A 20,454-nucleotide genomic window follows, 5' to 3' on the forward strand; every position below is an offset into this window, starting at 1 on the left:
CATGCTGATTCCGAAAGGCGCTCTCGTCGTGTCCTGTCAGGCTCGTGCGGACAACCCACTGCACGGCCCCGTCTACATGTCCGCCATGGCGCAGGCCGCTGAAGCGGGCGGTGCGAAAGGTATTCGGGCGAACGGCGTCGAGGACATCGCAGCCATTCGTGCCGTGACGGCGCTTCCGATCATCGGCATCTCGAAGGTGTGGGACGACCGGTTCCCGGTCTACATCACGCCCGGTTTCGAGGATGCGGCGCGCATCGCGAAGGCCGGCGCCGATATCATCGGCATCGATGCCACCGCTCGCCCGCGTGATGGTGAACCGGTGGAGCGCCTGATCGCACGCATTCGCAGCGAACTCGGCAAAGAGGTTTTCGCCGATATCTCCACGCTGGACGAAGGAAGGGCGGCACACGCATACGGCGCAACCTATGTGGCGACGACCCTCTCCGGTTATACGGAAGAGACGGCTTCGCGCAGAGGAGAGGGGCCCGACTTGGAGCTGCTGGAGGCTCTTGTCGCCGCGCTTCCGATCCCTGTTGTCGCGGAGGGCCGCTTCGACACGCCCGACCTCGTGGCGGAGGCCTTCAAGCGTGGCGCCCATGCGGTGGTGGTGGGAACGGCCATCACCAATCCGCGCGAAATCACCAAGAAATTCGTTCGGGCCGCTGACGCCCGAAACCCTTAAGGGAGAAGAGAATGGCCCATGTATCGATCCGCGATGTCCGAAAGGCCTTCGGCACCGTCTCGATCATCAAGGGTGTCGATGTGGACATCCAGGATGGCGAGTTCGTCATTCTCGTCGGCCCCTCGGGCTGCGGAAAGTCGACGCTCCTTCGCATGATCGCAGGGCTCGAGGACATCAGCAGCGGCGATATCCGCATCGGCCCGCGCATCGTCAACGACGTGCCGCCGAAGGACCGCGACATCGCCATGGTCTTCCAGTCCTACGCGCTCTATCCGCATATGACGGTTGCGGAGAACATGGCCTTCTCGCTCAAGCTGAAGGGCGTGCCTAAGCCTGAGCAGAAGAAGCGCGTGACGGAAGCCGCAAGCTCACTGGGCCTCACGCCGCTTCTCGACCGCTATCCGCGTCAGCTCTCCGGCGGTCAGCGCCAGCGCGTGGCCATGGGCCGCGCCATCGTGCGCGATCCGCAGGTGTTCCTCTTCGACGAGCCGCTCTCCAACCTCGACGCCAAGCTTCGCGTGCAGATGCGCGCCGAGATCAAGGAGCTGCACCAGCGCCTGAAGACCACGACGATCTATGTGACCCACGATCAGATCGAGGCCATGACCATGGCCGACAAGATCGTGGTGATGCATGACGGCATCGTGGAGCAGGTCGGTGCGCCGCTCGAACTCTACGACCGTCCGGCGAACCGGTTCGTCGCGGGCTTCATCGGTTCTCCGGCCATGAACTTCATCGAAGGCCGTCTCGGGCCTGACGGGCTTGGGCTTCCGAGCGGGGCGGTGCTGCCGCTGGACATGAAGTCGCAGGCGGAGGCGGGTTCTGAAATCACCTACGGCATCCGTCCCGAGCATCTTCAGATCGCGCCGGCCGGAACCCCCGGCTCCATTCCGGCGACGATTTCTGTGATCGAGCCCACCGGGTCCGACACGACCCTGATCGTGAAGGCCGAGGGCGGAAACCTCACGGTAGTGCTGCGCGAGCGCTGCGCCTTGAAGCCCGGCGAGGCCGTCGCTCTCAAGCCGGTGCCCCGTCAGGCCCATCTCTTCGACGCGCAGGGCAAGCGCATCGCGACGGCGTGAGAAACTACACGGAAACGTGAAGGCACTGGCGGCGTTCTCGGGTGTACCCCTATTCCGTGGGTTTAAAACGAGGTTCTGCCGTGCTGATCCGCCGCCCCTCAGATATTCTGCCTTCCGAGATCACTCCTCGGGAGGTTTATCTCACCCGCCGGCAATGGATGGCCGGTGCTGCAGGGCTTGCCCTGGCCGCGGCCCTGCCGGAAGGGTTGGAAGCTGCGCCTTTGCCCGCCGCCAAGAGCCCCTTCTCGACGGACGAGAAACTCACGAGCCGCGAGGATGTGACGAGCTACAACAACTTCTATGAGTTCGGCGTCGACAAGAGCGATCCGGCTCGCAACGCCAAGACGCTGAAGACATCGCCCTGGACGGTGAAGATCGACGGCCTCGTCGGGAAGCCGCAGGAGATCGGCGTCGAGGATCTCATCAAGGAATCGACCCTCGAGGAGCGCATCTACCGCATGCGCTGCGTCGAGGGCTGGTCCATGGTGATCCCGTGGGTCGGCTTCCCGCTGGCCGATCTCATCAAGCGCGCGGAACCGCTCGGCAGCGCCAAATACATCGCGTTCGAAACGGCCAATCGCCCGGACGAGATGTCGGGGCTGCGCTCTTTCCTTCCCGTGCTCGACTGGCCCTACAGGGAAGGCCTGCGACTCGATGAGGCCATGCATCCGCTGACCATTCTCGCGGTCGGCCTTTATGGAGAGACCCTGCCGAACCAGAACGGCGCGCCGATCCGGCTGGTGGTGCCGTGGAAATACGGCTTCAAGGGCATCAAGTCGATCACGCGCATCAGCTTCGTCGAGAAGCAGCCGCAGACGGCCTGGAACATGCAGGCCCCGAACGAATACGGCTTCTATGCCAATGTGAATCCCAGCGTGGACCATCCCCGCTGGAGCCAGGCCACCGAGAGGCGGATCGGGGAGGGCGGCCTGTTCGCGAAACGTCGCCAGACGCTCATGTTCAACGGTTATGCGGAGCAGGTGGCAAGCCTCTATAACGGCATGGACCTGCGGAAATATTACTGATGGCGGGCAGAGCATCGGTTCAAGGCGGCAAGAGGGGTTTCGCGCTGCCTCAGGTGCCTAAGCTTCTCGTTTATGTCGTCGGCTTCATCCCGGCCGTGTGGCTGTTCTACGCAGGCATCACCGACCAGCTCGGCGCCGATCCCATGCGGTATCTGGAGCAGGCGCTCGGGCTCTGGGCCTTGCGTTTCCTCATCGCGACGCTCGCGATCACGCCTCTGCGTCAGCTCTTTTCCATCAACCTGCTGCGCTATCGCCGCGCCATAGGGCTGCTTGCGTTCTATTATGCGCTCCTGCATCTCATCACATACATGGTGCTCGATCAGGGGCTCGATTTCGCTGCGATCGGGGCCGATATCGTGAAGCGCCCCTACATCACCATCGGCATGGCGACCTTTGTGATCCTCGTGCCGCTGGCGCTCACTTCCAACAACGCCGCCATCCGGCGCATGGGCGGGCAGGCCTGGGCGAAGCTCCATCGCCTCGTCTACATCGCCGCCATCGGAGCCGCACTGCACTTCATCCTGGTGGTCAAGTCCTGGCCGGCGGAGCCGTTGATCTATGGGGCTATCGTGGCGGTGCTGCTGGGCTATCGCCTTGTCCGTTCCCTGGGAAGAAGGCCTGAGCCTCGACGCCGCACCGCTTGAACCCGCATGCCAGTTCGATAGGATGCCCCTGCAGCGAGGGCTAAGGGTGCAGGCTATGCGGAAATCCAGACGGAGCGCGTTTCAGGCGTTGATGCTCGGGCTGGCCATTGCTCTCTCCACCATTCCCGCCGAAGCCAAGGACGTGGTGGTCTTTGCCGCGGCAAGCCTCAAGAACGCCCTCGACGATGCGGCGGCGGCCTGGAAGCGGGAAACCGGCAAAGGAGCTGTCATCTCCTACGCGGCCAGCAATGCGCTCGCCAAGCAGATCGAGGCGGGAGCACCCGCGGACATCTTCTTCTCCGCCGATCTCGACTGGATGGACTACGCCGCGTCCAGGAACCTCATCGAACCTGAAACCCGCGTCAACCTTCTCGGCAACAGTCTCGTTCTCATCGCATCGAAAGACTCGAATGTGCAGGTTTCCGTGCAGGCTGGCTCCGATCTTGCTGCAGCGCTGGGCGACGGACGCCTCGCCATGGGACAGGTAGAGGCGGTGCCCGCTGGCAAATACGGCAAGGCCGCCCTTGAGAAGATCGGCGTCTGGGATGGGGTGAAGGACAGGATCGCTCAAGCGGACAATGTGCGTGCTGCACTTCTTCTCGTATCGCGTGGCGAGGCGCCGCTCGGCATCGTCTACAAGACGGATGCCCTGTCCGATCCAAACGTGAGGATCGTCGCGGCTTTTCCGGAAGGGACGCACGCGCCCATCGTCTATCCCGTTGCGGCTGTTCGCGCGGCTCCGGCAATCGATGACAATGCGGTGTCGTTCCTCGCTTTTCTGCGCTCCGATCGGGCGAAATCCTTCTTCGAGAAACAAGGGTTCACATTCGTGAACAAGTCCGGTTCCAACTCGTGACGGAATGGCTCTCACCCGAGGAATGGACCGCGATCCGCCTCAGTCTCAAGGTCGCGCTGGTCGCCATGGCGGCAAGCCTCATCCCCGGCATCGCCGCTGCCTACGCGCTGGAACGCGGGCGGTTCTGGGGGCGTCAGGCGCTGGATGTGTTCGTTCATCTTCCGCTGGTGCTTCCTCCTGTCGTCGTGGGCTACGCCCTTCTCATCAGCTTCGGACGCCGTGGGCCTATAGGCGCGTTTCTCGCCGAGAATTTCGGTATCGTGTTCTCCTTCCACTGGACAGGCGCGGCGCTTGCCTGCGCGATCATGGGATTTCCTCTGCTCGTGCGCGCCATTCGCCTCTCGCTCGAGACAGTGGATCGCAAGCTCGAAGATGCAGCCGGCACGCTGGGCGCGCATCCCGTCTGGGTTTTCTGCGTTGTGACGCTGCCGCTGATCCTTCCCGGCATCATCGCCGGCATGGTGCTGTCCTTTGCGAAAGCGATGGGCGAGTTCGGCGCGACGATTACCTTCGTCTCGAATATCCCAGGCGAGACGCAGACCATTCCCACGGCCATCTATACCTATACGCAGGTGCCGGGCGGCGAGGGCGGCGCATTGCGGCTGACTCTCGTCTCGGTCGCGATTTCCATCGCCGCGCTCTGGATCTCCGAATGGATGGCGCGCCGCGTCAGGCGGAGGTTTCTCGCCTGATGATCCTCGACGTCGATCTCCACCATCAACAGGGCGGTTTCACGCTTCAAACCCGCTTCCAATCGGATGGCCGCCTGACGGCTCTGTTCGGTCCTTCCGGTTCCGGCAAGACGACCCTCGTCAACATCATCGGCGGCCTCATCAACCCGGATGAAGGCCATGTGCGGGTGAAGGAGCGCGTGCTCGTCGATACGCGGCAAGGCATTCTTGTGCCGAAGCACAGGCGCAGGATCGGTTATGTGTTCCAGGAAGCGCGCCTTTTTCCGCATTTGACCGTGAAGCAGAATCTGCTGTTCGGGCGCTGGTTCTCGCCGCGGCGTGAGCGCTCTGCGGATTTCGCCGCGATCGTCGATCTGCTCGGGATCGGCCATCTGCTGACCCGCTGGTCCTCAGGTTTGTCAGGGGGCGAAAGGCAGCGTGTCGCCATCGGCCGGGCGCTTCTGTCCGATCCTCACCTGCTGCTCCTGGACGAACCGCTCGCCTCGCTCGATGAGGAGCGAAAGACCGAAATCTATCCTTATATCGAGCGGCTGCGGGACGAGGGAAATGTCCCCATGGTACTCGTGAGCCATTCCGTGCCGGAGATCGCGCGGCTGGCGACGTCCATCGTTGTTCTGAACAACGGGCAGGTGACCGCTTCGGGACCCGCCTCCGACATCCTGCGCCACACGAAATTCTTTCCGCAGTCCGGCCCTATCGAGGCCGGCGCCCTCGTCGAGACCCGCGTGCTGCGGCATGAGGAGCCATATGGCCTGACAGTGCTCCAGGCAGCCGCCGGAACGCTCACGGTCGCGCGCCTCGATCTTCCCGTGGATGCCCCTGTCAGGGTCCGCCTGCGCGCCAGGGATATTATTCTCTCCCTCAGCCCTCCTGAGGGGCTGAGCGCCCTCAATGTCCTGCCCGGCCTCATCGCGGCGATGGAGGAGGGGGAGAGGGGCAGCATCGACGTGACCCTCGATTGCGGCGGCGACAGCATCGTGGCGAGCCTGACCCGGAAATCGGTGGAGCGGCTTGGCCTGAGGCCGGGATTGCCGGTCCAGGCCATCATCAAGAGCATCGCTTTCGACCGGGAGGCCCTTGGCTCCGCGCGGGCAGGGAATATGTGAGTCTGACGTCCTGAAGGTTGCGCCACCCCATTGGGCGTGTAGCCTGCCCCCAACTCTACCTCTCGAAAGATGTGATGATGAACGAACAATTCCGCAGCCCGGCCGATGTCTCCTCTCATGACCAGCTTCTCGACCGTCTGGCCGAGGTTGCCGTCCGCGTGGGGCTGGGGCTGAAGCCGGGGCAGGAGGTCGTCCTGACGGCTCCGCTCGAGGCGGTTCCCCTTGCGCGGCGCATCACGGAGCATGCCTACAAGGCGGGCGCATCCCTCGTGACCACGTTCTTTTCCGACGAGGAGGCGACCCTCATGCGCTACCGCCATGGGCGCGACGAGGGCTTCGATACGGCCGCCTCCTGGCTCTATGAGGGCATGGCCGCGGCTTACAGGAACGGAGCCGCGCGTCTGGCCATCGTCGGCGAGGACCCCTCCCTGCTCGCCAAGGAGGACGCAGACAAGGTTTCGCGCGCCAATCGCGCCCGCTCCAAGGCCTATATGCCCGCGCTCAACCTGATCGCCGGGTTCGACATCAATTGGAGCATCGTCTCCGCCGCAACGCCCGCCTGGGCGAAAGCCGTGTTCCCGGACGATCCGGAAGATGTCGCCGTCTCCAAACTCTGGCAGGCGATCTTCTCCGCATCGCGCGTCGATACGCCCGATCCGATTGCCGCGTGGGAGAAGCACAACGCGGCCTTGCAGGCGCGTACGCGCATGCTGAACGACAAGAACTATGCCGCGCTGCACTTCCGCGGTCCCGGCACGGATCTGCGCGTGGGGCTCGCGGACGGGCATGAATGGGCCGGCGGTTCGAGCCAAGCGAAGAACGGCGTCGTCTGCAACGCCAACATCCCGACGGAAGAGGTTTTCACCACGCCGCACAAGGACCGCGTCGACGGATACGTGACGAGCACCAAGCCGCTTTCCTACAACGGCACGCTGATCCAGGACATTCAGGTGAAGTTCGAGAGCGGCCGCATCGTGGATGCCAAGGCCCGCACAGGCGAGGCCGTGCTGGGCAAGGTTCTCGATACGGACGACGGCGCGCGGCGACTCGGCGAGGTTGCGCTGGTGCCGTTCTCATCGCCCATCTCGCAGAGCGGTCTTTTGTTCTTCAACACGCTGTTCGATGAGAATGCCTCAAGCCACATCGCGCTGGGCCAGGCCTACAGCAAGTGCATTCGCGGTGGCGGCGACATGAGCGAGGAGGAACTGGCCTCGCGCGGCGCCAACAAGAGCCTCATTCACATCGACTGGATGATCGGCTCCGACAAGGTGGACGTGGATGGCATCACACAGGACGGAGCGTCCGAGCCGCTGATGCGTGGCGGCGAATGGGTGACGGGATAACAAAACTCTGGCCCCATGCGGCGCATGGGGCTTATGATCCTCTTACATGCCTGTTCTCGCGCAATCGGGACTTGACCTTAGGGAATGAGGCTGTGACTGGAGAGCCAATCATTGACGAGGTGCGGACCTTTATGAGGCCAGTACCTTTCACGAGTATGGATGGATGTCGGATATTACAGCCAGTTCCAAGCTGCTGAACGGACCTCTTCTCTCGGTCCGTTCCCTTTCCGTGGAGTTCGGAACCGAGCGCGGCCCGTTCAGGGCCGTCAAGGACGTCAGCTTCGACGTGAGCCCGGGCAGGACCCTGGCCGTTGTGGGCGAGTCCGGGTCGGGCAAGTCCGTCACCTCCCTCGCGATCATGCGCCTCACCGATTATACCGGTGGCCGGATCGTTGGGGGCGAGGTGCTGTTCCAGCCCTCGGGCGGTGAGGCGCTCGACCTGACCAAGGCATCCGACGACAAGCTCCGGGACATTCGCGGCAACGACATCGCGATGATCTTCCAGGAGCCGATGACGTCGCTCAATCCTGTCTTCACCATCGGCAACCAGATCGCCGAGACGCTCATCCTGCACGAGAGCCTGAACCCGCGCGAGGCACGCCTGCGGGCGAAGGAGCTGCTGCAGAAGGTGCGCCTGCCGGATGCTGACAGGCTTCTCGACCGCTATCCGCACCAGCTCTCGGGCGGCATGCGCCAGCGCGTGATGATCGCCATGGCGCTGGCCTGTAACCCGAAGCTCCTCATCGCCGACGAGCCGACGACCGCTCTCGACGTGACGATCCAGGCGCAGATCCTCAACATCATCCGCGACCTGCAGCAGGAGATGGGAACCGCTGTCATCTTCATCACTCACGACATGGGCGTCGTCGCCGAAATGGCCGATGATGTGGTGGTGATGTGGAAGGGCGAGAAGGTGGAGCAGGCGCCGGTGCGCGACATCTTTACGGCGCCGCAGCATCCCTATACGCGAGCCTTGCTTTCTGCCGTGCCGCGTCTGGGCAGCCTGAAAGGCGAGCCGTTGCCCAAGCGCACGCCTGTCATAGTGATGGACGGCGGCGCACCCAAGCTTGTCGGCGACACGCATGTGCAGAATACCGCCGATTACGCGAAACCCATCCTCCAGGTGGAAAAGCTCACCACGCGTTTCGATGTAGGCAAGACGTTCTTCGGCCGCGTCACGCACCGTGTTCATGCGGTTGAAGAGGTGAATTTCGACCTCTATCCTGGCGAGACCCTCGCGCTCGTGGGTGAGTCCGGCAGTGGTAAGTCCACCATCGGCCGCACGCTGCAGCAGCTCGTGGAGCCCACGAGCGGCACGGTGCGCTTCAACGGGCGCGACATGGCCAGCATGAGCCAGGGCGAGCGCCGCCGTTTGAGGCAGGAGATCCAGTACATCTTCCAGGATCCCTTCGCGTCCCTCGATCCACGTCACACGGTGGGCTACAGCATCGCCGAGCCCATCATCGTTCATGGGCTGATCAAGGACCGCAAGGCTATCGAGAAGCGCGTGCATGAATTGCTGGTGCAGGTGGGCCTGCAGCCGCAGCACGCGAAGCGCTACCCGCACGAATTCTCCGGCGGCCAGCGTCAGCGCGTGTGCATCGCGCGTGCGTTGGCGAGCGATCCCAAGCTGGTGATCGCGGATGAATCCGTCTCCGCGCTCGACGTGTCGATTCAGGCGCAGATCGTCAATCTGCTCATGGAATTGCAGGAGAAGAGGGGGCTGTCCTATCTCTTCATCACTCATGACATGGCGGTGGTGGAGAAGATCAGCCACCGCGTCGCCGTGATGTATCTCGGCCAGATCGTCGAGATCGGGCCGCGCCAGGCGATCTTCGAGAATCCGCAGCATTCCTACACGCGCAAGCTCCTCTCGGCGGTTCCGATCGCGGATCCGGAGCGGGAGCGCGCGAAGACCAGGATCGAAGGAGAAATCCCGAGCCCCGTGCGTGCAGTGGGACAGGAGCCCGCCATTCATCGCATGCGCGAAGTAGGGCCGGGACATTGGGTTGCCATCGAAGCGGATGCGCTTCGTGGAGTGGCATGAAGGTTTTAAGAGGGAGACAACGATGAAGTTCTCGAAAACGATGAAGGCACTCGGCCTCACCGCCGCAGTGGCCCTGGCGCCGCTCATGGCGTCCAGCGCGCAGGCAGCCGGCACCCTGACGACCGCGGTTGCCATCGATCCGGCGAGCTGGGATCCGATCGACACCTTCCTGGTCGATTGGTCGTCCGCCGCCAACAACATCTATGACGGCCTCACCGCGCGCGGCGCGGACATGAAGCTCACGCCCGCTCTCGCCACATCGTGGGAGTTCCTGGACGACAACAAGCGCATCCGCTTCAAGCTGCGTGAGAACGTGAAGTTCCACAACGGCGAGCCCTTCAACGCGCAGGCCGTGAAGTTCACCTTCGACCGCCTGCTCGGCGAGGAAGGCAGGAAGGGCCCGCAGCAATCGAACTATAATTCCATCGAGCGCGTGGAAGTGGTGGACGACAACACGGTCGATTTCATCATGAAGCAGCCCGATCCCGTGCTGCTGACGAAGCTCGCAGGCTACGGCGCGATGATCGTGCCGCCGAAATATGTCCAGGAGAAGGGCGACGACTACTTCAACACGCATCCGGTCGGCACCGGACCGTTCAAGTTCGTCGAATACAATCCGAAGGACCGCCTAATTCTCGAAGCCAATCCGGATCACTGGGGCGGCGCTCCCAAGCTCGACCGCCTCGTGTTCCGCTTCATCTCCGAGGCGAACACCCAGGTGGCCGAACTCCAGGCGGGCCGCATCGACGTGGCGACGCTCATTCCGTTCGGCCTCGCGCCGACCATCGAGAAGAGCCAGAACCTCAGCCTCATGAGCGTCACCGGTCCGACCGTGGTGTCGCTGCGCTTCAACACCAAGGACGGGATCACGAAGGATGTGAACGTCCGCAAGGCGCTGATCATGGGCGTCGACCGTGACGCCATCATCAAGGCGGTGCTCCTCGGGCACGGCAAGCCGATCGCGAGCTTCCAGTCGGAACTCTCCTTCGGCAACGATCCCGCCCTGAAGCCGCTGCCCTTCGACCTCGCCAAGGCGAAGCAGATGCTTCAAGCGGCGAAGGTTCCCGCAGGTGCTCCGGTGCGGATCGACTTCCGCGGCAACGATGCGACCTTCCGCGAAGTGGCCCAGGCGACGGCAGGCTATCTCCAGGCGCTCGGCCTGAAGCCCGCGCTTCAGCCGCACGAGCCTCCGGTTCTGCTCAACGACATCATTCCGAACGGCAAGACCGGCGAAGCCTGGCACCAGGCTTGGGGCGGATGGACCTTCGACTACGACAACAACGCCTACCTGATGTATCACTCGGGCGAGAAGTGGAACCCGTACTACAACGACGCGAAGCTGAACGAGATGCTCGAGAAGCAGCGTCTGGTCTACGACGTGAAGGAACGTGAAAAGATCCTTCAGGAAATCGCTCGCTACGTGGCCGATCAGGCGCTCGAGCTGCCGCTCTACAACCAGAACACCATCTACGGGGTGAACAAGCGGGTGAAGGATTTCGACGCTCCCGCCGACCGGCGCTTCCGCTACACCAAGACGTCGGTGGAATAAGCGGAACGCTTCATCCTCATGACACCGAGCAGGCCCCGCGTGAGCGGGGCCTCTTCAAGAGCAAGAAGACCATCTGGACGGATAGGACCACGGCATGGCAGGCTTCATCACCAAACGATTACTGCAGGCGCTATTCGTCATTCTCGCCGTGACTTTGATCGTTTCCTTCGCGATCCGGCTCTCCGGCGATCCGGCCATCATGCTGATGGGCGGCGGCAACGTGACCGAGCAGGATCTGCAGAACATCCGTCAGGCGCTTGGCCTCGAACGTCCGTTTCACGTTCAGTATCTCAGCTTTCTCCAGGGCATCTTCGTGGGTGACCTCGGGCGCAGCTTCATCGGCAACACGCCGGTCTCCGCCTTGATCGGTCAGGCGCTGCCCGCCACGCTGCTGCTGGCCTTTACATCCTTGCTGATTTCCATCGTCCTGTCTGTGCCGCTGGGCATCCATGCCGCCGTGCATCGCGGGCGCTGGCCTGATCAGCTCATCCGCATCCTGTCGCTGGTGGGCTTGTCGTTCCCGAATTTCTGGCTCGCCATCATGCTGGTGCTCCTGTTCTCCATCTTCCTCGGCATTCTGCCGCCGAGCGGAATGGAGGGGCCGGAGAGCTTCGTCATGCCGGCACTCACCATGGCGATCATTCTCACCGCCACCAATGTGCGCCTCGTGCGCACGTCGATGCTGGAGACGCTTTCGCAGCAATACATCATGGTCGCCCGCTCCAAGGGACTGCGTGACCGGATCGTGCTCTACAAGCACGCCCTGCGAAACTCGGCCATCCCGCTCGTCACCTATATCGGCGTGCAGTTCGGCAACCTGATCGGCAGCATCGTCATCGTGGAACGGGTCTTCAACTGGCCCGGCATGGGCACGCTCGCTTTCGATGCCGTCTCGAACCGGGATTATCCCGTGCTGCAGGGCACGATCGCCGTGCTGGCTCTGTTCATCGTTCTCATCAATCTCGCGGTCGATATCGCCTATGGGCTAATCGATCCGCGCATCCGCACGGAGTAAGGCCCATGGCTGCGGCTCAGGCTGCCTCCTCATCCCGCTCGCGCTTCAGGTCGCTAGAACTCGTTCTCGGCATTCTGTTCGCCGGCGGCATCTCGCTGGCGGTGTTGCTCTCGCCCATCCTCTTCCCCGATGGCGGCGAAGGCATGGATCTCATGTCCCGCCTCATCCCGCCGTTTCAGGACTTCAAGCACATTCTCGGCACCGATCCGCTCGGCCGCGACGTGCTGGCCCGCGTCGTCGTGGGCGGCAGGATCTCGCTGGTGGTCGGCATTCTCTCCGTGCTGGGCGCCGTTCTGATCGGCACGTTCGTTGGACTGATCGCGGGCTATTATCGCGGCATCCCCGAGATGCTGCTGATGCGCTTCGTCGACATTCAGCTCGCGCTGCCGTTCATCCTCGTCGCAATCATGTTCCTCGCCATTCTGGGGGCGGGCATCGACAAGGTCATCCTGGTGATGATCGCGACGCAATGGGTGCAATATGCCCGCATCGTGCGCGGGTCGGTGCTGGCCTTGCGCGAGCGGGAGTTCATCCTCTCCGCCCGCGCCATCGGCGTCGGCAACGGGCGCATCATCTTCACTCACATCCTGCCGAACGTGCTGGGCCCCATCGTCATCCTGATGACCTTGAACGTCGCCAATAACATCCTGCTCGAAAGCAGCCTGACCTTCCTGGGGCTCGGCGTCGATCCTCTCATCCCGAGCTGGGGCGGCATGCTGGCCGACGGGCGCACCTACCTCCAGACGGCCTGGTGGGTCAGCGTCTTTCCGGGGCTTGCCATCATGTTCACCGTGCTCGGCCTGAATCTTCTGGGCGATTGGCTGCGCGATTATCTCGATCCAACGGGGCAAACCTCGAAATGACAATCCTGCTCGACGAGCGGATCCCGCGCACGCTCGATATCCTTCTGCGCGACTGGGCCACGGACCAACATCGCGGCACCCAGCTGGAGGCCTGGCTGTTCGAGGACGAGGCGGCGCGGCGCGCGGCCGAAGCGCAGCTGGCACAAGCGGGAGTCACCGCGCGCCTTCGCAGCGCCTACAAGCCTCTCGTTCACGCCTTCCTGGAGGAGATCGACACGAACGGCCTGACGCGTGTCGCCGTGCGCTATCCGGTGCATCCGGAGGCGTCTCCCATCCGCTTCCTGTCCGAGGCTTATCCGCTGGCGGCGCTCCTGGGGAATGTCGAAACGAGCTTCGAGCCGGGCGAAGCCGATCTCACCTATACCGTGCAGGCGACCTATGAGGACGGGCGTGTCGCGGAGCATACGGTGTTCGCACCCAACCGCACGCGCGTCAATCATCTCGGTCTTGTCGATCTGGCTACGACGGGCTGGCTGATCGTGTCGGACCGCGCCAACGGCGAGCCCGACATCTACGAGCCTCTGGAGACGGAGGCGGAAGCGGTTTTCCATAAAGTGATGGCGGCGGTCGCCGCGCACGAATGGCCGGCAGAAGAGCCTTACGCTGAAACGCTTGCCATCGATGTCACGATTCCCGGCATCGAGCGGCCTCTGTCCTACGGCGATGAGGTGATGAGCACCCGCGAGGCGCTGCACGAGGATTTCTATTTCTCGATTCTCGAGTTTTTCAAGCACAAGTCGGGCCGTCCGCCGGAGGATCGCGGCCTGCAGCCCGGACAGATCGTGCCGGATATTCGCGCAGGCGAGGGCGATGCCCATGTTCGCGTCGCGCTTCGCCGGTTCGAGACGCCGCAGGATCCCGCGCGGCCCGAGCAGGATCTCGAGACGGCGGATGCCGCACCGGGTCTGGCGCAAATTCAGCGCGAGCTCGCAGCGCTTCCCGGAGAAACGTTCGAGGGAACATCCGTCGAGGGGCGGCCCGTGCGTGGGCTCTACCGTTCCGGATCGCGGCCTGCCGTTCTTGTGACCAGCGGGCAGCACGCCAACGAAACCTCGGCTCCGGTCGGCGCGTTCAGGGCAGTCCGCCGCCTGCTTGCGAACCCTGAAGCGAATGTCGCCTTCATCCCGGTCGAGAACCCGGACGGCTACGCTCTTCATGGACGTTTGTGCGAAGGCAATCCGCGTCATATGCACCACGCGGCGCGCTACACGTCACGCGGCAACGATCTCGAATTCGGCAAAAGCGACCAGCATTTCGAAATCGGGACGCGCAATCAGGCGCTCGTGATGTCCGGCGCGCAGCTGCACATCAATCTGCACGGCTATCCCGCTCACGAATGGACGCGGCCCTTCACGGGCTACCTCCCGCGCGGGTTTGAACTCTGGTCGATCCCGAAGGGCTTCTTCCTCATCATGCGTCACCACCCGTCCTGGGCGCAGACGGCCAGAACCCTGATCGAGGCAGTCACGAAAGGGTTGTCCGCCGTGCCCGGCCTCGCCGAGTTCAACCGGCGTCAGATCGAGATCTGCGCGATTCATTCGGGCGGGAAACCCTATGAGATCATCAACGATGTGCCGTGCCTGATCACGGCGGAGGAGCGCCACCCGTCGCCGCTCACGCTCATCACCGAATTCCCGGACGAGACCATTTACGGCGACGCCTACCGGTTCGCCCATACGGTCCAGATGGCCACGGTCATCGCAGCGGAGGAAGCCTACGCCTCCATGATGATGACAGCGTAGGCACCGGCCACGCGAATCCCGGAACAGCACTCGCGGCGCGTCGTTAGTGGAGAAACATTCTCCATATGCGAGGTGCCGCGATGGCTCGCTTTTCCTGGAAGCAGAAAGAGAATGATGCTTCGATCAAAGAGGCGATCGATGTCGTGCGCGATCACGGCGAGCCTCTTCCGCCGATCGAGGATCATGAAGCCTTCGGCGCCGTTTTCGATCGCTTTGCCGATGCCAAGGTTGTGCTTCTCGGCGAGGGCACTCACGGAACCTCGGAATTCTACCGGGCGCGCGCGGCCATCACGCGGCGGCTGATCGAGCATCACGGCTTCAACATCGTTGCCGTGGAGGCCGATTGGCCAGATGCCGCGCGGATCGATGCTTATGTGCGTCATCGCGCCATCCCAGATGGAGACGATGTTGCGTTCGAGCGTTTCCCTGCATGGATGTGGCGCAACGAGGAGGTCTATGACTTCGTCAACTGGATGCGCGGCTTCAACAAGGAGCGCCCGGAGGACGAGCGCGTCGAGTTCCGCGGCCTCGACGTCTACAGCCTCAACTCGTCCATCCGCTCCGTTCTCGATTATCTCGACAAGGTCGATCCGGAAGCGGCAAAGGAGGCGAGGGGACGCTACGGGTGCCTGAGCCCCTGGCAGTCGGACCCGGCCCGCTACGGCCGCGCCGTCGCCACAGGCCAGAAGAAATCCTGCGACGATAAACTGCTGCATCAGTTGCAGGACATTCTCGACAAGCGCATGGAATATCTAACTTCGCAGGACAGCGAGCAGTTTTTCGATGCGGTGCAGAACGCCAAGATCGTGCATGCAGCGGAGCATTATTACCGCATCATGTATGAGGGCGCGACGGAGTCCTGGAACCTGCGCGACCGGCACATGTTCGACACGCTCCAGAGCCTGCTCGCGCGCCGTGACAACGCCAAGGCGGTGATCTGGGCGCATAATTCCCATATCGGCAATGCCGCCGCGACCGCCATGGGCTGGCAGGGCGAGTTCAATATCGGCGAACTTTGCCGCAAGGCCTATCGCGAGGAGGCCGTGCTCATCGGTTTCGGCACGGATCGGGGCACCGTGGCGGCCGCTGACGATTGGGACGAGCCCATGCAGGTCAAGAACGTGCTGGCCGCCCGGCCCGACAGCCACGAGCGGATTTTTCGGGATACCGGGCTCAAGAACTTCCTGACGGACTGGCGGGAGAACTTTCAGGAGGACCTGAAGGAGGCCCTGTCCCGCCCGCGCCTGGAGCGAGCCATCGGGGTGATCTACCGGCCCGACACGGAGCTCTACAGCCATTATTTCGAGGCCGTCATGGCCGAGCAGTTCGACGCCTTCGTCTGGTTCGAGGAGACAAAGGCGGTGAAGCCGCTGACCCATGCCCATGGGGAGGGAATGCCGGAGACCTATCCGTTCGGTTTGTAAGGCGGCTCGGGGAGGCAGGGCCGATTCGGGAGTGCCAGACAAGCCTAGCGCGTGTTCCCTCCCCCTTGTGGGGAGGGGCAGGGGTGGGGGTCGATCGACCGGGTGAGACCTCAAACCAGTGAGACACGGGAAGACCTCTCCCACCCGGGAGAGGGGGAATGCTGTAGGGTTGTCGTGCGGTCTGGATGCCTGCTGCGCTCCGACACTCCGACTCCTACCCTCAGTCCCTCCCGCAAGAGGGAGGGGAGAACCTGCGCCATTCGCCTCACACGATACCGGGTTCCACCCCGCAGCCCCGGAATGACAGGCTTCATCCCTGGGCGGCATTCCCCCGCCTTGCCCCGGCTGGCCGCCCCTGCTAACTGACGGCCAACTCCGTTCAACCGTTTATCAAGCAGGGCTTTTTGAAGTGTCCCGTCAATTCATCTACCACATGCGTGGCCTCACCAAGACCTATTCGGGCGGCAAGAAGGTCTTGGATAATATCCACCTTTCCTTCTACCCGGATGCCAAGATCGGCGTGCTCGGCGTCAACGGCGCCGGTAAGTCGACCCTGCTGCGCATCATGGCCGGCATCGATACCGACTGGACCGGCGAGGGCTGGGTGGCCGAGGGGGCCCGCGTGGGCTACCTGCCGCAGGAGCCGCAGCTCGATCCGTCGAAGAACGTCCGCGAGAACGTGATGGAGGGCGTGGCCGCCAAGAAGGCGCTGCTCGACCGCTACAACGAGATCGCCATGAACTACTCGGACGAGACGGCGGACGAGATGACCCGCCTTCAGGACGAGATCGAGGCCAAGGGCCTGTGGGATCTCGATTCCCAGGTCGATCAGGCCATGGACGCCCTGCGCTGCCCGCCGGACGACTGGCCGGTGGACAAGCTCTCGGGCGGCGAGCGCCGCCGCGTGGCCATGTGCAAGCTGCTCCTGGAGCAGCCGGAACTGCTGCTCCTCGACGAGCCGACCAACCACCTGGACGCCGAGACCACCGCTTGGCTCGAAGGCCATCTGCGCAGCTACCCGGGCGCGATCCTGATCGTGACCCACGACCGCTACTTCCTCGACAACGTGACCGGCTGGATTCTCGAGCTCGACCGTGGCCGTGGCATTCCCTACGAGGGCAACTACTCGTCCTGGCTCGAGCAGAAGCAGAAGCGCCTCGAGCAGGAGGGCCGCGAGGACGCGGCTCACCAGCGCACCATCGAGCGCGAGCGCGAGTGGGTGTCGGCTTCGCCGAAGGCCCGTCAGGCCAAGTCGAAGGCCCGTATCCAGCGCTATGAGGAACTCGTGGCGAAAGCCAACGAGAAGGGCCCGACGACCGCGCAGATCATCATTCCGATCGCCGAGCGTCTGGGCAACAACGTCATCGAGTTCAACGGCCTGAAGAAAGCCTTCGGCGACAAGCTCCTCATCGACGACCTGTCGTTCAAGCTGCCGCCGGGCGGCATCGTCGGCATCATCGGCCCTAACGGCGCCGGTAAGACCACGCTGTTCCGCATGATCACGGGACAGGAGCAGCCGGACGAGGGCTCGATCAGCATCGGCGAGAGCGTGAAGCTCGGCTATGTGGACCAGAGCCGCGACTCCCTCGACGCCAACAAGACCATCTACGAGGAAATCTCGGGCGGCAACGAGATCCTTTATCTCGGCAAGCGCGAGATCAATGCCCGCGCCTATTGCGGCGCGTTCAACTTCAAGGGCTCCGACCAGCAGAAGAAGGTGGGCGTTCTCTCGGGCGGTGAGCGCAACCGCGTACACCTCGCGAAGATCCTCAAGTCCGGCGCGAACGTGCTGCTCCTCGACGAACCGACCAACGACCTCGACGTCGATACGCTGCGTGCGCTCGAAGAGGCGCTTGAGGATTACGCGGGCTGCGCCGTCATCATCTCGCACGATCGCTGGTTCCTCGACCGTATCGCCACCCACATCCTGGCGTTCGAAGGCGACAGCCATGTGGAGTGGTTCGAGGGCAACTTCGCGGATTACGAGGAAGACAAGAAGCGCCGCCTCGGCACGGATTCCACGATTCCGCACCGCATCAAGTACAAGAAGTTCACGCGATAAGGTTTTCGCGTGAGCACTTACCTCATCACAGGTATCGGGCGCGGGATCGGGCAGGAGCTCGCCCGCGCCCTTCTCATGCGCGGCGAGCGCGTGATCGGCACGCTGCGCGACCCTGCTCAGGTCCCGGCATCTTTGAGCGCGTTCGCCGAAAGCGGACAGCTCAAGCTGCTGACGCTCGACGTTCAGGACGGCGCGTCGATTGCGGAGGCTGCGCGGCAGCTCGATGAGCCGGTGGATGTGCTCGTCAACAATGCGGGCATCATCGGCCAGAGGAATGCGTCGAGCCTCGATACGGATGCCGAGAGTTTTCTCGAAACGCTTCGGGTCAACACCCTCGGGCCATTGCGCGTCATCCAGGCCTTCCTTCCTCATCTGAGGCGCTCGAAGGCTGCGAAGATCATGACGATCAGCAGCCGCATGGGCTCCATGTCTCATGCCAAGTCGGACCGCATCGCGTATCGCGCCTCGAAGGCTGCGGTGAACAAGGTGATGCAGGGCCTCGCAACGGATCTTCAGCCTGAAGGAATCGCGGTATTTGCCGTGCATCCCGGCTGGGTGCGGACCGACATGGGCGGCTCAGGCGCCGACATCGCGGTCGAGGAGAGCGCAGCGGGGCTTATTCGGCTTATCGACGGGCTTTCCCTTAAGGAAACCGGTGGTTTCTTTGACTGGACAGGGGATAGGCTTTCCTTCTGAAAACCCTAGATGCTTGGGTTCTCGGCCGAAAAGGTGTATGACCCTTGAGGCACGAGAGAGAAGAAGAGAAGTTTCCGTGCCCACCGATCCCATTTCAGCCTTCGAATCCGTTGCAACGCCTGAAGAAGCCGTCGAGCAGCTGATTCAGCTTCATGATGCCGCCGTCGAGGCGCAGCGCCATTGCCTGGAGCATTTCTTCGCCACCGGCACGCCCCCGACACCCCTCGAGCGCTCCCGCTTCCGCTATCCGGAGCTGCGGCTCGATTACCGGGCTACTTCCGTGCCCCCGGTGAAGCAGCGGGCCTATGCCAAGTTCCAGGGGCCGGGCGTGTATGCGACGACGATCACGCAGCCGGCTTTCTTCAAGAACTACCTCCTCGAACAGCTGAACCATCTCGTGCGCGATTACGGAGCGACGCTCGAGGTCGGCATCAGCGATCAGGAAATCCCTTATCCCTACATCTTCGAGCGCGGCGATGAGCTGGGCCGCGGCGCTCATTCGGCTGCGGAGTTGGCGCAGCACTTCCCGACACCGCTGCTTGCGAAGGTGGGCGATGAGATCGCCGACGGAACATGGATCTTCCACGAGAACGAGGCCCGGCCGCTCTCGCTCTTCGATGCCGCGCGGGTGGATTATTCGCTACGTCGTCTCGTGCATTACACGGGCAGCGACTGGCGCTCGGTGCAGCCCTGGATTCTGCTCACCAACTATCACCGCTATGTGGACCAGTTCGTCCGTTGGGCCGTGAAGGAATTGACGAACGAGGACGGGCCTTACAGCAGGCTTCTCCTTCCCGGCGGAATCGTCATCGATCGCGGATTGAGCGAAGCGGCCGTCGAAGAACTGATCTCCTCGTCGCCCTGGCACCGTTTCCAGATGCCGGCCTATCATCTGGTGCGCAAGGACGGGCAGGGCGTGACCCTCGTGAATATCGGCGTCGGTCCCGCGAACGCGAAGAACATCACGGATCACCTTGCGGTCCTGCGGCCCCATTGCTGGCTCATGGTGGGCCATTGCGGCGGCTTGCGCCAATCCCAATCCATCGGCGATTACGTTCTCGCGCACGGCTATCTGCGCCGCGACCACATTCTCGACAGTGCCGTGCCGCCGGAAATCCCGCTGCCCGCGCTCGCGGAAATCCAGGTGGCGCTGCAGGAAGCGGCGGTGCAGGTTACGGGCGAGCGCGGCGATGCGCTGAAGCGGCGGCTGCGCACCGGCACGGTGGTGACGTACGACGACCGGAACTGGGAACTCCGCTGGAGCCAGGAACGGCGTCAGATCAATCTCTCCCGCGCCATCGCGGTGGACATGGAAAGCGGCACCATCGCCGCGCAGGGCTATCGCCTGCGCGTGCCCTACGGCACCCTGCTGTGCGTGTCCGACAAGCCGCTCCATGGCGAGATCAAGCTGCCGGGCGCAGCCAATGCCTTTTATGAGCGTGCCGTGAGCGAGCACCTCATGATCGGCCTTTCGGCTCTCGATATCCTGCGCGGACAGCGCTCGTCCCTGCATTCTCGGAAACTGCGCAGCTTCGACGAGCCGCCGTTCCGGTGAGAGCGCGGCTATCGGCGCCCTCATCCTCGGACTTGCTCTGATATCCTCATGCCTTACGGAGCGTAGCGTTT

At 63.2% G+C, this 20,454-nt stretch carries 17 protein-coding genes; all 17 read left to right on the top strand.

The features are described from left to right. Position 1 precedes the first annotated feature (1 nt). Positions 2 to 682, top strand: coding sequence for an N-acetylmannosamine-6-phosphate 2-epimerase (locus BLP10_RS09635; RefSeq protein ID WP_091133779.1), 681 nt, complete (start codon positions 2 to 4; stop codon positions 680 to 682). Between the two features lie 11 nt (positions 683 to 693). Continuing rightward, positions 694 to 1,764, top strand: a complete 1,071-nt coding sequence (locus BLP10_RS09640) for an ABC transporter ATP-binding protein (RefSeq protein WP_091133781.1) — start codon at positions 694 to 696, stop codon at positions 1,762 to 1,764. 80 nt (positions 1,765 to 1,844) lie between these two features. After that, positions 1,845 to 2,789 (top strand): protein-methionine-sulfoxide reductase catalytic subunit MsrP, encoded by a 945-nt coding sequence (gene msrP / locus BLP10_RS09645; protein WP_091133783.1) that lies wholly within the window; start codon positions 1,845 to 1,847, stop codon positions 2,787 to 2,789. Beyond that, positions 2,789 to 3,433 (top strand): protein-methionine-sulfoxide reductase heme-binding subunit MsrQ, encoded by a 645-nt coding sequence (gene msrQ / locus BLP10_RS09650; RefSeq protein ID WP_091133785.1) that lies wholly within the window; start codon positions 2,789 to 2,791, stop codon positions 3,431 to 3,433. Before msrP ends, msrQ begins: the two co-directional genes overlap by 1 nt. Before the next feature lie 55 nt (positions 3,434 to 3,488). After that, entirely contained in the window at positions 3,489 to 4,289 is an 801-nt protein-coding gene (modA, locus tag BLP10_RS09655) for a molybdate ABC transporter substrate-binding protein (RefSeq protein ID WP_091133787.1), read from the top strand. After that, the gene (gene modB / locus BLP10_RS09660) at positions 4,286 to 4,981 is read left to right on the top strand and encodes a molybdate ABC transporter permease subunit (protein ID WP_091133789.1); all 696 of its coding nucleotides are present in this window, start codon (positions 4,286 to 4,288) and stop codon (positions 4,979 to 4,981) included. The genes modA and modB overlap by 4 nt, the downstream gene beginning before the upstream one ends. Then, the gene (modC, locus tag BLP10_RS09665) at positions 4,981 to 6,087 is read left to right on the top strand and encodes a molybdenum ABC transporter ATP-binding protein (protein WP_091134287.1); all 1,107 of its coding nucleotides are present in this window, start codon (positions 4,981 to 4,983) and stop codon (positions 6,085 to 6,087) included. Before modB ends, modC begins: the two co-directional genes overlap by 1 nt. Before the next feature lie 77 nt (positions 6,088 to 6,164). Further along, on the top strand, positions 6,165 to 7,430 hold the full coding sequence (locus tag BLP10_RS09670) for an aminopeptidase (protein ID WP_091134289.1): 1,266 nt from the start codon (positions 6,165 to 6,167) through the stop codon (positions 7,428 to 7,430). A 163-nt stretch (positions 7,431 to 7,593) separates the two neighbouring features. After that, a complete protein-coding gene (locus tag BLP10_RS09675) occupies positions 7,594 to 9,477 on the top strand; it encodes an ABC transporter ATP-binding protein (protein ID WP_091133791.1) in 1,884 nt (627 codons plus the stop codon). Between the two features lie 22 nt (positions 9,478 to 9,499). Further along, the gene (locus BLP10_RS09680) at positions 9,500 to 11,026 is read left to right on the top strand and encodes an ABC transporter substrate-binding protein (protein WP_091134291.1); all 1,527 of its coding nucleotides are present in this window, start codon (positions 9,500 to 9,502) and stop codon (positions 11,024 to 11,026) included. 94 nt (positions 11,027 to 11,120) lie between these two features. After that, on the top strand, positions 11,121 to 12,041 hold the full coding sequence (locus tag BLP10_RS09685) for an ABC transporter permease (protein WP_091133793.1): 921 nt from the start codon (positions 11,121 to 11,123) through the stop codon (positions 12,039 to 12,041). Positions 12,042 to 12,046: 5 nt separating this feature from the next. Then, entirely contained in the window at positions 12,047 to 12,904 is an 858-nt protein-coding gene (locus tag BLP10_RS09690) for an ABC transporter permease (protein ID WP_091133794.1), read from the top strand. Then, complete coding sequence (locus BLP10_RS09695; protein WP_091133796.1) at positions 12,901 to 14,646, top strand: M14 family zinc carboxypeptidase; 1,746 nt, start codon at positions 12,901 to 12,903, stop codon at positions 14,644 to 14,646. The genes BLP10_RS09690 and BLP10_RS09695 overlap by 4 nt, the downstream gene beginning before the upstream one ends. 80 nt (positions 14,647 to 14,726) lie before the next feature. Continuing rightward, the gene (locus BLP10_RS09700) at positions 14,727 to 16,070 is read left to right on the top strand and encodes an erythromycin esterase family protein (protein WP_091133798.1); all 1,344 of its coding nucleotides are present in this window, start codon (positions 14,727 to 14,729) and stop codon (positions 16,068 to 16,070) included. Between the two features lie 409 nt (positions 16,071 to 16,479). Then, positions 16,480 to 18,132 carry an energy-dependent translational throttle protein EttA gene (gene ettA / locus BLP10_RS09705; protein ID WP_091133800.1) on the top strand — a complete coding sequence of 551 codons (1,653 nt, stop codon included), beginning with the start codon at positions 16,480 to 16,482 and terminating at the stop codon, positions 18,130 to 18,132. A 9-nt stretch (positions 18,133 to 18,141) separates the two neighbouring features. Next, entirely contained in the window at positions 18,142 to 18,828 is a 687-nt protein-coding gene (locus tag BLP10_RS09710; protein WP_091133802.1) for an SDR family oxidoreductase, read from the top strand. Positions 18,829 to 18,904: 76 nt separating this feature from the next. Further along, positions 18,905 to 20,383, top strand: coding sequence for an AMP nucleosidase (locus BLP10_RS09715; RefSeq protein ID WP_091133805.1), 1,479 nt, complete (start codon positions 18,905 to 18,907; stop codon positions 20,381 to 20,383). The last annotated feature ends 71 nt before the right edge of the window (positions 20,384 to 20,454 follow it).

Source organism: Microvirga guangxiensis, from assembly GCF_900102135.1.
Lineage (GTDB): Bacteria > Pseudomonadota > Alphaproteobacteria > Rhizobiales > Beijerinckiaceae > Microvirga > Microvirga guangxiensis.

Excerpts from the sequence above, each read along its gene's own strand:
- BLP10_RS09695 (WP_091133796.1), top strand. The coding sequence starts at position 12,901 with ATGACAATCCTGCTCGACGAGCGGATCCCGCGCACGCTCGATATCCTT.
- modA (WP_091133787.1), top strand. The coding sequence starts at position 3,489 with ATGCGGAAATCCAGACGGAGCGCGTTTCAGGCGTTGATGCTCGGGCTG.
- modC (WP_091134287.1), top strand. The coding sequence starts at position 4,981 with ATGATCCTCGACGTCGATCTCCACCATCAACAGGGCGGTTTCACGCTT.
- BLP10_RS09685 (WP_091133793.1), top strand. The coding sequence starts at position 11,121 with ATGGCAGGCTTCATCACCAAACGATTACTGCAGGCGCTATTCGTCATT.
- BLP10_RS09675 (WP_091133791.1), top strand. The coding sequence starts at position 7,594 with ATGTCGGATATTACAGCCAGTTCCAAGCTGCTGAACGGACCTCTTCTC.
- BLP10_RS09700 (WP_091133798.1), top strand. The coding sequence starts at position 14,727 with ATGGCTCGCTTTTCCTGGAAGCAGAAAGAGAATGATGCTTCGATCAAA.
- BLP10_RS09690 (WP_091133794.1), top strand. The coding sequence starts at position 12,047 with ATGGCTGCGGCTCAGGCTGCCTCCTCATCCCGCTCGCGCTTCAGGTCG.
- msrQ (WP_091133785.1), top strand. The coding sequence starts at position 2,789 with ATGGCGGGCAGAGCATCGGTTCAAGGCGGCAAGAGGGGTTTCGCGCTG.
- BLP10_RS09670 (WP_091134289.1), top strand. The coding sequence starts at position 6,165 with ATGAACGAACAATTCCGCAGCCCGGCCGATGTCTCCTCTCATGACCAG.
- BLP10_RS09635 (WP_091133779.1), top strand. The coding sequence starts at position 2 with ATGCTGATTCCGAAAGGCGCTCTCGTCGTGTCCTGTCAGGCTCGTGCG.
- BLP10_RS09680 (WP_091134291.1), top strand. The coding sequence starts at position 9,500 with ATGAAGTTCTCGAAAACGATGAAGGCACTCGGCCTCACCGCCGCAGTG.
- BLP10_RS09640 (WP_091133781.1), top strand. The coding sequence starts at position 694 with ATGGCCCATGTATCGATCCGCGATGTCCGAAAGGCCTTCGGCACCGTC.